The organism is Agrobacterium sp. YIC 4121, assembly GCF_002008205.1.
Taxonomy (GTDB): Bacteria; Pseudomonadota; Alphaproteobacteria; order Rhizobiales; family Rhizobiaceae; genus Agrobacterium; species Agrobacterium leguminum.
In genome coordinates this window covers 100098-113737 of record NZ_MRDI01000010.1, presented here as the reverse complement: position 1 = coordinate 113737, position 13640 = coordinate 100098, and the positions used below count along the sequence as shown (strand labels likewise).

Here is a 13640-nt window from a genome sequence, read left to right as displayed (position 1 = left end):
AGAAAACAGGTCAACTTCATTTTATCAAAATATTACAATTGATTACCCAAAATAGCCCCTTGATTTAATACTTTTTAACTATGCCTCTATTATGCCTTTCTTATTGAGCATTAGCGCAAGCTTCGCTCAACCAGTCGGGGCTATCCTGGTTTTGTAAGGCTCGGTCCACCGGGAACAAAACCGCCCGGCGAGATGCGACAGACAGTCGATTTCAGGGGACACACATGACGAATGAAATGCCTTATTCCCATAGCGGCAAAGCAGCCCGCCATTGTCGCTTCGCGCTTGTTGCCGCAGCACTTGTAACTTTCACCTTCGCGACGGCTTCATGCTCCGTGGTTGAAGACGCCGTTCTCATCAAGACCGCGTCGGCCAATACCGCCACGACCAAAAGCAGCGTCGTTCCGGCGAAGGCGTCCTACGGTTATCAAAAACCCGGCAACGCGGCCGTTACGCTTGTTGCCGATGCCTCGGGCGCACCCGCGGTATCTCGGCAGTCTTACTCGGGCTCCTCTCCCTACATCTGCTCACCGAGCGGATTCGGGCAGAAATCCCGCTGCTTCCTGAGGCCCTGAGCCTCCTGGAGAAATACCGGAGGGAACTGGCGTCCGGACGGCCCTAGCCGCCCTGACGCTCAGTTCTTCCAGCCGCCGGAGAACGTCGTGTCTTCATCTTTGTTGAAGAAGCGCGACGCCGCCTCCGTGCGGTTGCGCACGTTCATTTTCTTATAGATATTGCGAACGTGAACCTTGACGGTGTTCTCGGACAAATGCAGCCGATCAGCGATGATCTTGTTTTGCGTTCCCTTGCAAAGCAGGTCGAGGATTTGCACCTCGCGTGTCGTCAGCGCCGCCACGTCGCCCCTGCTTGCGGCAAGGGCATCGGCGCGGTTGGCGATCACGGCATCGCTTTGAACGCTCTTGCTGTTGACCGAAGGCGAATAGGGCGTGAGCTTGCCGAGAAGAGCGGCAGGAAAATGTTCCCCGCCCTTCATGAGCAGATCGACAGCCGCCATGAAAACATCGAGCCTGAGATTGAGCGGCAGCACGCCATCGATGACGCGCATTCCCACCAGCCTTTTCAGCGGCTCCTCGAATTTATCGATGGTTTCGACGACGAGCGCGATCGGCGCATCGGGATGTTTTTCCCGAACCTCCGAAAGAACGGCATGAAGACGGTCCCCCGACATCCTGTAAGGCAAAACCAGCCGTACATTGTTACCGTAGTCGTCCTCGATGCCCGCCGACGACCTTACGCTCACCACCGCGAATGTGGGGAACTTTTTGCCCAGCGCCTCCATGAGGCACTCGGAAAACAGGTCCGGATCCGCTATGACCAATAAAGTTCCATTTATAGGAGCAACGGCGTTTTTTTGTTTTGCCGCATAATCTGACGTTCCCATGAACATTGACGCCTCCCTCAAGCGCTTACGCATTACTTTCTTTTGGTTGTGCAGTCTGTCGTCCGCCGGCTATCTTTCCCCTGAATACTTGGGGGCGATTCTCCGCTTTAGGCCATGTCAACTATCATTAATTACCCGTTAATTAACACACGCTAATACGAAAAGCTGTGTAAATAAATGGCCCAAACGGGTTATTTTTTACAATTGACATACAAAATAGGTTACGGGGAGATAGAATCATTCATTCTGTAACCGCTGCAAAAACAAATACATCGGAAAAGCTTTCGCTGTGGTTTTGCCTTCCGGGAAAATATAACTTTTAGTTGATATCCCTTTACATAGCTCGCCGGCGAGGCGCGCTGCAGCCTGTTCCTTTTCGGGATAAAGGCCTTTTTCCACCGAAATAAACCATGTTTCTCGAAAACGCCGCCTTGCCCTGACGAAGCGGCATTTTTTGAGGCCAGATCGGCGAAACGACCCGCCGGAGAACCCCCTGCGACATATATATTCGGGTAAAGCGCCGATATGTTTAACCCGAATTGATATCTAGGAAGCGCAATTTTTCTACGGCACAGTCTGACCGTCGCTGAACGGCGGCCGATGGAAAGACACCTCCGGCCTTGACGTGTGTTTGAAAAACGCCGGTCCCTTTTCAAGAAAACATGCAAGCGAAAAGACGAAGCCACCGCGCTCTCCTTATGGAGCGAGGAACGGATTTGTGCGCCGTTTTACCGAGTAGCGCACAAGGGCTGAACGAAAAGAGCCCGATCACGGGCCACTACCGAACCGCAGATGATGCGTACCGAGTGCATCTGCAAAACATCAATCTTCATGCTACCCGGGGCAAGCGCGAAAAAATCCCGTTTGAGATGAGAGGGATTTCGAAAGCTGCTCCGAGCTTTTTCGGAGGAAATCGAAATGGGTTACGATCACAAGGCATCCGGCAGCGACGACGACATCACCAAGATCGGCGCGCTTTCCGATGGTTTCGCCAACACGTCGACCAATGACGCCAAGGTGGAAGACAGCAACGTCGGCACCGCAAACGGTGAAAACCGCAACAACGACAACAGCGACAACAGCACCAATGTGGATGTTGACGCCAAGATCGATGTTGAAGCCAATAACGGTGACAATCGCGACAACGACTATGACTGGAGCTATGACAGCAAGTCCTATAGCGACAACGACACGACCACCAAGACCAGCACCGAAACCAACACCGATATCAAGGTCGACTACGACTGGAGCTATGAAAGCAAGTCGTACAGCGACAACGACACCAATGTAAAAACGATCACGGATACGGACACAAAGACGTCCAACTATTCCGACAACGACACCTCCACCAAGACCACGACGACCTCCGACAGCTTCAACTCCGCAGACAGTTTCTACAAGTCGGATGACGACTTCGGCAACATCACGGGCGTCAAGGATGTCGGCAATCTCGGCATCGCCGGCGGAGACCTCACCTTCAATCTGGGTGACGACTTCTCGTTCACTCTCGATGTCGACAATATCCTCAACGGCTCGCTCAACGGCGATGGTAACGACACCGGCTTCAGCATGGTGCAGGCCAACCACCTGGCAGACCAGGATGAGGCCTACGACATCAAGATGCAGAATGGCGGTGCGGAAAACCACCTGAGCGCCAATGCCGGTGACGCCTATGGCGCCGAGGGCATCGACGGCAAGGGATGGGATCTCAAGGCCGGCGACGACGCAGCAGGTACCAGCACTGCGGATGCATCGGCAATCCTTGCAAATTCCGGCTTCCATCTGGAACTGGTGCAGGGCGCCAACATGCTCTCCAACGCAGTTGATGTCACGATCACAGGCGGTAACTCGAATGTGTCTGATGTCGGTGAGGATCACTCCTGATAACCACCTCTTGACGAAAAGAGCTGCACCGGCACCCGCCGGTGCAGTTCGCGGTTGAAGGACCGGGGTTGCGTAAAACGAAGCACCGCCTCCAGGACGTGTGCCATCCGCAGCCTTAAGGCTCTGCCGCGATGATCAGGGAGGGACCTCCAATGCATATCGACAAGATTTCGGACATGATTGCGCATTTCATCGGCCTGTTCGACACGGTGATCGAGGAAGCGCGTCTGAGAGCCAACTATACCGAAGGCCCGGCGCATTCCAATCCGGACCGTTTGCCGGACGATGAAGCAGCAAGGCTGCTCGACAAGAACTATGACGTTGCGCTCAAGGACTACGATCCCGGCGTCAACTACCGCGCCGGCTATTATGATTTCGATTATCTGCAGCCGCATTTCGCGCGAATGGTCGAACACGACATGCAGCGGCTCGCAGATGCCATCCCTGTCGATATTTCCGGCGTCAATTTCCGTTTTCCCGGCCGTCTTTCCTTTGAGGAGGAATATGAACTGGTGGTTCACACCGGTCCCGGTTCGGTCATCGCGCATGTGGCGCAGGTCAATATTCTTCAGGACGACGACTATCTGAACATGACGGACGGCCCTTTTGTGTGGCGCGACACCAGCTTCGCCACAGAGCGCACCGTCGAGTTCTACAATGAAGCGTCCGTCTTCACACCTTTTTCCAATTTCCAGCGGACCGACAGCTACGACGCCCTGCAGGCGCTCGCCAAATCCGCGCACGACTATATCGACCATGCCCGCGAAAACGACGTGACGTCGCTCGGCACCGGTGCGGATCAGGATTTCGTTTTGGCCGGCAATGACATCGACGGGCTTTACATTAATGGCTCGATAGCCAGCGAAAAGCCAATGCTCGACGACTACATGCCCGATCGCGGCATCGCCAAGCCGGCGGAAGAGCCGGAAAAGAGCGATGTTTCGCTGCATGAGGACAGCCCTGCCGGCAACAGCCTCGATGTCGCCGCAGGCGCCAATGTGGTCGCCAACATCGCCACGCTGGTCAATACCGGCGTCATGACGTCGGTAACCGCCGTCATGGGTGACTATCACCAGATCGACGCGATCACCCAAGCCTATATCTATAGCGACCGGGACGAGATCGACTCCGTTTTCACACGGTCGGAAGATCAGGCGGCGACGGTAGCCTTCAATATCGCCAGCTTCGAGCGCAGCGTCTATCCGGGCGCGGAAAACACGGAAAACAGCAGCCAGGAAAACGGCGAACCGCCGATATTTCCCACCGCCTGGCGCGTCAGCGTGCTGGAAGGCGACGTTTCCTTCGTCCACTGGATCGAGCAATACCAGTTCGTCAGCGACAACGACACGATGACGATAACGACCTCGGGCGCAACCGTCAGCCTGCTGACAGGCGGCAACGCCGCGCTCAACATTGCGAATTTCCTCGGCATCGGCATGCAATACGACCTGATCATCGTCGGCGGCAATGTGCTGGACATGAACATCATCAGCCAGATCGCCGTGCTCTACGACAATGACTGGGCACGCGCCAATCCCGATGCGCCGGAAGGCGCCACCATCCAGTCCGGCAACAACCTGCTTTGGAACGACGCCGCCATTCACAATGTCGGCAGCAACGACCGTTTCGAAACCATGCCGGACTATATGAACCAGACGGTGAATGCCATCAACGAGCGCGATCCCAACATGCCGGATGCGCTTGCCCATGACGTCAATTTCGCCGGCTATGAGGGTCTGAACGTCCTCTATATCACCGGCAATCTCTACGATGTCAGCATCATCAAACAGGTAAGCGTGCTCGGCGATTCCGACGATGTGACGCAGGCCGCCGCCAAGGTTCTCGAAAATAACGAGGGCGCCACCATTCATATCGATACCGGCAGCAACGCCGTGGTCAATCTGGCGCAGATCGTCGACTACGACAGCTTCGGCTCCACCACCTATGTCGCCGGCGGCGTTTATTCCGATGCCATACTGATACAGGGCGGCATCATCGAAAACGACACGTCGCAACCCCAGCAAGGCCAACTCGCGAACGAGGTCATCGCCTTTCTTCACGACGATCCCGCCACCATCGAAAACGAATCCAATGGCGTCATCAATGCCGGTCACGACCTGTCATGGTCGAACGGGCATTCGGCCGACGTCATGCAGGCGGTGACCGCGTAGATTTGGCTGGCGGGGCGATAACCGCGCCCCGTCACGGCCGAACCGCAAACACCGTGAGATCACCGAGGGGACAGATATAAAATGGATCATATTTCTAGAAAAACCATTGCCGACGGACGCTCGCTGGACTTGCCGCTGGATCAGGACGCGGAAGACAGCAAACTGACGGACGCCTGTATTTCAGCAATCAATGAAGCCGTCGAAAACCTGCGCCAATTATCCGGCGCGGAACATACGGCAAAAGAAGTTTCCACCCCTGCACAGACCGCCTCCCCACAAGTTCTCTCCCAACCGCATGCAAAAACGGAGCAGGCGGAACAGTTGCGGGATGTTCCCGCAGAAAGGCCGGCACCGCAACGGGACCGGCAACCCGCCTCCCCGCCGGAACCGCAGGCCAAGATCGACAATGCCGACCTGCCTTTCGTCAAGACCATCGACAATAATGACGGACCGATCCGTGAAAACGAACGCCGGCCGGTGACGGGCGGCGGCGGCAAGGAGCCGACGGACAATGGTGGCGGCGGCGGTGGTGGCGGCGGCGGTGGAAGCCACAGCGGTTTTCACAAACGCAGCGAGCCGATCAATTTCGCCGCAAGCCTTGCCAAGGGCATCGCCGCCGTGCGGCGTAACATGGTGGTGGTGATGCTGTTCACGGTCGCCATCAATGTCCTGCTGCTCGCCATCCCGCTTTATCTGTTCCAGATTTCCGACCGGGTGCTGACCAGCCGCTCGATGGATACGCTGGTGATGCTGACGGTCGCCGTCCTTGGCGCGGTTCTACTGCAGGCCTTCATGGACGCCATCCGCCGCTTCATCCTGATGCGCACCGCCGTCGAACTCGAGGTGCAGCTTGGCGCGCCGATCCTGTCCGCCGCCGCCCGCGCTTCCCTGCATGGCAGCGGCAAGGACTACCAGACCTTGCAGGATCTGCAGCAATTGCGCTCCTTCATCACCTCCGGCACGCTCATCGCCTTTCTCGATGCGCCGCTGATGCCGCTCTTCATCGTGGTGGTCTATCTCGTCCATCCACATCTCGGCATCATCATCATGGTCTGCTGCGCGGTGCTGTTCGGCATCGCCTGGCTGAACCAGCGCTTCACCGCAAGACAGTTCTCCGAGGCTTCCGGTTATTTGAGCCGCGCCAACTTCCACCTCGATTCCATGTCGCGCAATTCGCAGATCATCAATGCGCTCGCCATGATCCCCGAAGCGGTGAAGATGTGGGGCCGCGAAACCGCAGGCTCCCTGAAATCGCATGTGGCGGCGCAGGATCGCAACATCATGTTCTCCGGCGTTTCCAAGGCGGCGCGCATGATTACCCAGGTGGCGCTGCTCGGCTGGGGCGCGCATCTGTCGCTATCCGGCGAACTCACCGGCGGCATGGTGATTGCAGCCTCCATCATTTCCGGCCGGGCGCTGGCGCCCATCGAAGGCGCGATAGAAGGCTGGCACCAGTTCAACAAATCTGCCGCTTCCTATGGCCGCATCAAGCAGCTTCTCATCAATTCGCCGCTGAACTTCCCCCGCCTGCGCCTTCCCAATCCGGAAGGGCGTCTTGATGTGGAGCGCATCCTCTTCGTGCCGCCGCCGCAGAAGAAGGTGATTTTGAACGGCATTTCCTTTTCGCTGAAAAAGGGAGAGTCGCTCGCCATCATCGGCAATTCCGGCTCCGGCAAGACAACGCTCGGCAAGATGCTGGTCGGCTCCATCCTGCCCACGTCAGGCAATGTGCGCCTCGATCTAATGGATCTGCGCAACTGGGACCAGCGACAATTCGGTGAAAGTATCGGTTATCTGCCACAGGACGTGCAGCTTTTCCCCGGCACCATCAAAGCCAATATCTGCCGCATGCGCGACGATATCGAGGACCGGCAGATTTATGAGGCGGCAGTGCTGGCCGATGTGCACGAGCTGATCGCCGGTTTCCCGCAGGGCTATGAAACCGTGGTTGCCGCCGATGGCGCACCGCTTTCCGGCGGCCAGAAACAGCGCATCGCGCTTGCCCGCGCCTTTTTCGGCGATCCGAAATTCGTGGTGCTGGATGAGCCGAACTCCAATCTGGATACGCAGGGCGAACAGGCGCTGGCCAAGGCGCTGCTGCATGCCAAAAGACAGGGCATCACCACCGTCACCATCACCCAGCGGCCGGCGCTGCTTCAATGCGTCGACAAGATCATGGTGCTGAAGGACGGATCGGTCGCCATGTTCGGCGAAAGGATGGACGTGCTGAAGGCGCTTTCCGGCAATGGCCGCCAGGCCAACCAGTCCCCGCAGATCGAGGGTTGAGAACCGTCATGTTCAAAAAGAAAAACGCCATTGCCGAAGTCAAACCCCAAGGCCAGCTCGAATGGTACACCGAGGTGCCGCGCTCGATCCGCCTGCACAGCTCGATCGGTCTTGCCGTGCTGCTCGCCTCCTTCGGCGGTTTCGGATTCTGGGCCGGCACCGCACCGCTCTCCTCCGCCATCATCGCCCAGGGCAGTTTCGTCGCCACCGGCAACAACAAGGTGGTCCAGCATCTGGAAGGCGGCATCATCAAGGAAATGATGGTCAGCGAAGGCGACACGGTCAAGGAAGGCGACGTTCTTCTGACGCTGGACAAGACGACGGCGCTTGCCAACGAGCGCATGTTGCAGTTGCGGCGGCTTCGCCTCGAAACCATCGTGGTGCGCCTGCGCGCCGAGGCGCAGGGCGCAAAAAGCTTCAAGGTGCCGGATATCGTCATGAAGGAAGCCGGCGATCCGGATATCAATTCCATCATCCAGAGCCAGAACATCGTGTTCCACAGCAAGCTCATCAAGCTTGAGGAACAGATGAACCTGATCGACAAGAATATCCGGTCTCTTGAGTTCCGCTATGCGGGCTATGACGGCCAAAAACAGTCCTTCGACCGGCAATTGGCGCTTTTGACACAGGAGCGCGACTCCAAGGAGCGGCTCGCCAAGGACGGCGTCATCCGCAAGACCGACATGCTGGCGCTGGAGCGCGCCATCGCCGACGCCATGGGCGATATCGCACGGCTGAGCGGCGAAATGAACCAGAGCGAGGCGGAAATCGCCAAGTTCCGGCAGGAAGCGGTCATTGCCGTCAACGCCAACAAGCAGGCCGCGCTCGATGCGCTGGAAACCGCCGAGTCCGATCTGGACAGCGTGCGCGAACAGGTGCGCGGCGCCGCCGAAGTGCTGGAACGCACCGTCATCCGCTCTCCCGTCAACGGAACCGTGGTGCGCGCCTATTATCATACACCAGGCGGCGTCATCACCACCGGCAAGCCGATCATGGAAATCCTGCCCGCTCATGTGCCCCTTATTCTGGAGGCGCAGGTGCTGCGAACCTCCATCGACCAACTGCATGAGGGGCAGACGGCCGCGATCCGCCTTTCGGCGCTCAACCGCCGCACCACACCGGTTCTGAACGGCAAGGTCTTTTACGTTTCAGCCGACAGCATCGAGGAAAATGCCGGCCTTCAGGTCAAGGACGTCTACATCGTGCGGGTGCAGATACCCGACGAGGAAATCGCCAAGGTTCACAATTTCCACCCCGTGCCCGGCATGCCGGCCGACGTGCTGATCCAGACTTCGGAGCGCACTTTCTTCGAATATCTGACCAAGCCCATCTCCGACAGCATGTCCCGTGCCTTCAAGGAAAGATGAAGAAATATCAGTAACCTACACTGTCTTTTCCGCAGCGGTCGGCATATAATATCCAAATATGTTTCGTCGGGGGGGGGAGAAGCGGCATGGCGGCGATGTCGGATGTATTGCTGCTGGTCGGCAGGCTGAATTACGTGTGGACCAACACGGAAAGCCTGATGATCTATCTGATCGTCCATCTCCTGAAAGTGGAAAAGGAAGCGGCCATCGTCGTCTTCCTGACTCTCAACACCACGCGGGCGCGCATGGATCTGATCGAGCGTCTGGCGAAGCTTCCCTCCACCGATGCGAAGGACCGCAAGACCATCCTCTCCATCATGGCGCGGCTGAAGAAGGAAGCGAAGACGCGCAACAAATACAATCACTGCATCTATTCATTCGACGAAAAAGGCGAAATCGCCAGCACGCAGCTCATGCGGCTGGTGGAGGATGACAGCCAGGTGCGCTACGGCAAGGTGGAGCGCATGGACGAGAAGGAAATCGGACAGCTCGAAAAATCGATAGCCGACATCGTCGAGGTCAGCAAGGACATGTGGAGTTTCATCCATGCCAGTCCGCATGTCTCGGCGGATTATCTCTAGGCTCTCGTTTGTAACCGCATGCCGATTGCCGGGTGAGGCTCGCTCCCTTCCGCAGCCCTTGCCGGGAGGCACAGTTTACCGGCTGCGAAATAAAGCAGGAACGAGCCGATCTGGTAGGGGAAGATGATGTCGATCTCCACGAAGGAACGCACGACAAATAGGGCGCAGATCGCAAACAGGATGACGCCCTGCGGATCGCTCTTGCGCATCAGCACCGAGCGCAGATGCCCGAGCAACGTTCCGTAAAGCACCATGCCAAGCAGCAGCATGCCAACGAAGCCGTTTTCCACCACGGTTTCGATATAGGTATTATGGAAATGGAAGCCGCTGCGGCCGGTAATGAAGAAATCGTTCCACAGACGTTCGGCATCGGGAAAACCCGCGACCCAGAACCCCTGATAACCGACGCCGAGGATCGGCGTCTGTTTCGCCGCCTCGATGCCCTGCTGCCAGAGGTAAGTTCGGCCGGTCAGCGTCGAATCCTTGCCGAAAATGCCGAGAATTGCGTCCAGCAGGCCGAATTGCAGGGATGCGACAGCCAGCAATGCGCCGAGACCACCGAGCACAAAAAACGTCATCTTTCGGTTCGCCGGCGAAAGCATGCCGATGGGAATGAAGCCGATGATGAGCGCGACCACCGCCGCCGTGGTAATCGTGGATGTGGCCGATTGGGACGCAAGGAGGCTATAGGCCGACAGGAGCCCGGTGACGCCGGCAATCGGCAACCAGATGCCCCTTTGCTTGAGCACCAGTACCGATGCGGCGGCAAAAATGACGCCGAGCGAGGCATAAAAACCGAGCTGGTTCTTGGAAGAGAAAGCGCCGACGAAACTATAGGTGCCATCCAGCGCATCGAAGAGATAAATGCCGAACAGCAACGAATAGAGCAGAACGACGGCGATGCCGATCAGCGCACCGCGCGTCAGCGTCCGGATGGAGATCACCCGCATGGCGATCAGCGCGCAGACGATATGTGTCATATACTGGATGGAAGCGCGCATGGTCACCGACGCCGCTTCCGACCAGAAGCTGGACAGAACCGTCAAGATGCCGAAGGCGAATATCCAGAGATAGCGCGGATAATTGCCGAGCACGCGCCGATAATCGACCACCACCAGCGGCAGCCACATGCCATAATAGGCCAGAACCGAGATTTGCCCGAAACGCGACGAGTAAGCGAAGACGAAGAATGACAGCGCAACCGCTGCCATTCCATAAATCTCATTGCGTTCGGGATCGATCAGCGCCGATTTGGCGATCCGCATTGAAACCTCACTGCATCAGGATTTCAGACGAGACCTTGATGACATCGCCGGGCTGGAGCATGGCGTTTTCATCCACCTTCAGCTCCTTCGGCTTGCCGTTTTCCTCACGCACCACGACATAGCTGATTGTCGCTGATTTGCCCGAGGGATCGAAACGGATCGCCTCGGCCGATTGCGCCAGCGCTTCCGACATCAATTCGCGGCTGGTGGTCAGTTGCAGATTGAGCTTGTCCAGTTCCGCTTCCGTGTCCTGCAATTCCTTGGAGCGCTGCGCCACCCAATCGTTACGCAGGTTGATCTCGTCCTGCGTCGCCTTGTTGATATCCTGTTTGGCGCGCAGCGACTGCGTATCGATATCGAGCAGGTTGGATTCCACTTCGGCCGCGCGTTCTTCTGCGGAAATACGCCGCTGCGACAACGCGAGCCCTTGCTCGTTCAGCCGGTTGACCCGGTCGCGGTCCTCGTTGGCAAGCTGGAGCTGACGATTCTGCGTCTCTGATTTCTTCTTCAGGGATTCGACTTCGCTCTGCAGAAGGGCATGCAGGTCCGTCAGCGCCTTGAGCTGCAGGGTGTAACGTTCGGTGCGCGATTTCATCAGCGCGCTTTCGCTGGCCAGCAGCACGTCGATCTCGCCGATCTTTTCCATTTCAGGCGTCTTGGCGATGGTCGCGTCACCCTTGACCTCGGCGACCAGCCGCGCCTGACGGGCGAGCAGCCTTGCGCGCTGGTTGTCATAGACGGCGGCGTCACCGCGGGCATTGATGAAGTCGCGGGCAAAACGCTGCCCGGCATCCGAGCGCCGCAGGCCGCCGGCAAGGCTGACGGCCTTCAGCACGGTGAGATTGGCGGCATAGGGATATTCGCCCGGCGTCTGCACGTCGCCGCTCAAGAAGATCGGTCGGAACTGTGCGATCTCGACGGAGGCCGAAGGCAGGTTGCGAAGGGCGAACTTGCTCTGAAGCTGGGCTCCAATCTCTTCGCTGACCTCCGATGGGGTCTTGCCCGCAACATCCAGCTGACCGATGAAAGGCAGCGACAGCGCCCCAGACGGACCGACGGAATAATCGCCGTTGATCACATCCCAGTTGCGGATGCTGCCATCCGCCGGCTGCCATTCGGCAACACGGATACGCAGCTTGTCAGCGGTACCGAGCTTATATTGAGCGCCATCCGCAGCCATGGCGGAGAGCGGCGCGGTAAGGGCGACGGAAGCGGCAAATACGAAGGCCACAAACGGGCGGCGGGCGGCAGACAAGCCGTTCATCGGGAAACTCCCTGTTAGCGGATCGCCACACGGGCGATCCGGCCGTCGCGCAACTGGGCAGGGCCGGCTGCACAGTGCCGCGAAAACGGCCGGTATGATTAGCACCAATGACGCACCCAAAGACCGGACTTGGGATCCCGGTCGGGGTGCGTGTCGAAACGAAGATCGATAAAGCCGAACTCAATATCGGTTTTCAGTAGCTTCCGCGTGAAAGGCACACGGCGGGAATGGTCTTGACGATGATGAAGACATCCTGCCGCATCGACCAGTTCTGCACATAGTGCGTGTCGAACGCGACGCGGGTCTTGTAGGATACGTCGTTGCGACCGCTGATCTGCCACAGGCCGGTCAGGCCAGGACGGGTGCTGAGATAATAAGCGGCAGCGCTTTCATAATAGCTCAGTTCCTCATCCACGACCGGGCGTGGACCAACCACGCTCATTTCACCGCGAATAATGTTGAGGAGCTGCGGCAGTTCGTCGAGCGAGAGCTTGCGCAGCACGGCGCCGACAGCCGTAACACGCGGGTCGTTCTTGAGCTTGCGGGTAGCGCGCCATTCCTCGGCGGCTTCCGGATTGGCGGCAAGATACTGCCGCAGAATTTCATCGCCGTTCATCGCCATCGTCCTGAATTTCAGGCAATGGAAATAGCGGCCATTATGTCCCACACGCCGGTGGCCATAAAAGATCGGGCCGGGATCGGACAATTTCACCAGCGCGGCGATCAACAGGAATATCGGGCTGAAGATGAGCAGCGCAAGCGCAGCCGATGTCATATCGAAGCTGCGCTTTGCGATGCCCCCGATAGGGAAACTGACATCGAAGTCTTCGGAGCTGCTGAGTGTCTGTTCAGCCGATTGGGTCGCGGACTTCATAGAGAGAACTCCATTTATGTTTTGCGATTGGTCGGTGCCCGGAGGCGCGTCTTTCCGTCTAAAAGAGATAACAAGTCTGTGTTCGGAATTTGATGCTAATGGATTTTTTGTAAGGCACATTGGCCATAACCGTCTATGCGATTTCTTGCGCGAGCGGCCGATCAACGTCCGGGCAATATTAACGGTTGCATAAAAAAGCAACAAATGTGCCGGCGGCCATGTGTTGAGAGCATGGGTACCGGCCCGGCATGTATTGGGTTTTGTGCCGGCGACAGTCTTTTCTTATGTGTTTCTTATGACTTGGCGAGATGAGACAGGAACGTTAAGAACAGCCGCGTCCGTAACAGACTATAAAAATTTTTTGCATCGCAGCAAGATTGTGGCAATGCATATAAAATTTGACATATCGGTAAGGATTTTTTTGCCGGACATTGCCAAGCCGCCAAGAAAAAGCGATGGAAAAATTGCTAAAAGGGCGCAAACACGGCAAAAGAGTGGCAAGAAACTGCATTCTAGTCATGGCAGCCACGCAAAATTGCCGTAGCT

General features: G+C 57.3%; 10 protein-coding genes. 6 read left to right on the top strand and 4 right to left on the bottom strand.

Annotated features, from left to right (window positions below; all coding sequences use genetic code 11):
* The first annotated feature begins 224 nt into the window (after positions 1–224).
* Positions 225–575, top strand: coding sequence for a hypothetical protein (locus BTE54_RS11590; RefSeq protein WP_065656281.1), 351 nt, complete (start codon positions 225–227; stop codon positions 573–575).
* A 59-nt stretch (positions 576–634) separates the two neighbouring features.
* Here the strand turns inward: BTE54_RS11590 and BTE54_RS11585 are convergent, their stop codons facing one another.
* Positions 635–1408, bottom strand: coding sequence for a response regulator transcription factor (locus tag BTE54_RS11585; RefSeq protein ID WP_078052541.1), 774 nt, complete (start codon positions 1406–1408; stop codon positions 635–637).
* Between the two features lie 912 nt (positions 1409–2320).
* On the opposite strand from BTE54_RS11585, the gene BTE54_RS11580 reads away from it, so the two are divergent.
* The 5 genes from BTE54_RS11580 to BTE54_RS11560 all read left to right on the top strand — a co-directional run bounded on the left by BTE54_RS11580 (position 2321) and on the right by BTE54_RS11560 (position 9691).
* Positions 2321–3286, top strand: coding sequence for a fibrinogen-binding protein (locus tag BTE54_RS11580; protein ID WP_065656283.1), 966 nt, complete (start codon positions 2321–2323; stop codon positions 3284–3286).
* A 152-nt stretch (positions 3287–3438) separates the two neighbouring features.
* Positions 3439–5457: a hypothetical protein gene (locus BTE54_RS11575; protein ID WP_078052540.1), complete on the top strand. Its 2019-nt coding sequence runs from the start codon at positions 3439–3441 to the stop codon at positions 5455–5457.
* 81 nt (positions 5458–5538) lie between these two features.
* Positions 5539–7743 (top strand): type I secretion system permease/ATPase, encoded by a 2205-nt coding sequence (locus BTE54_RS11570; protein ID WP_078052539.1) that lies wholly within the window; start codon positions 5539–5541, stop codon positions 7741–7743.
* An 8-nt stretch (positions 7744–7751) separates the two neighbouring features.
* Positions 7752–9110, top strand: a complete 1359-nt coding sequence (locus BTE54_RS11565; protein WP_065656286.1) for an HlyD family type I secretion periplasmic adaptor subunit — start codon at positions 7752–7754, stop codon at positions 9108–9110.
* Positions 9111–9196: 86 nt separating this feature from the next.
* On the top strand, positions 9197–9691 hold the full coding sequence (locus tag BTE54_RS11560; RefSeq protein WP_035262271.1) for a hypothetical protein: 495 nt from the start codon (positions 9197–9199) through the stop codon (positions 9689–9691).
* Here BTE54_RS11560 and BTE54_RS11555 read toward each other — a convergent pair.
* The 3 genes from BTE54_RS11555 to BTE54_RS11545 all read right to left on the bottom strand — a co-directional run bounded on the left by BTE54_RS11555 (position 9688) and on the right by BTE54_RS11545 (position 13094).
* Entirely contained in the window at positions 9688–10956 is a 1269-nt protein-coding gene (locus BTE54_RS11555; RefSeq protein WP_065656287.1) for an O-antigen ligase, read from the bottom strand. The genes BTE54_RS11560 and BTE54_RS11555 overlap by 4 nt on opposite strands.
* 7 nt (positions 10957–10963) lie before the next feature.
* Positions 10964–12220 (bottom strand): polysaccharide biosynthesis/export family protein, encoded by a 1257-nt coding sequence (locus BTE54_RS11550; RefSeq protein WP_078052538.1) that lies wholly within the window; start codon positions 12218–12220, stop codon positions 10964–10966.
* Between the two features lie 193 nt (positions 12221–12413).
* Positions 12414–13094, bottom strand: a complete 681-nt coding sequence (locus tag BTE54_RS11545) for a sugar transferase (protein ID WP_003523803.1) — start codon at positions 13092–13094, stop codon at positions 12414–12416.
* Positions 13095–13640 lie beyond the last annotated feature (546 nt).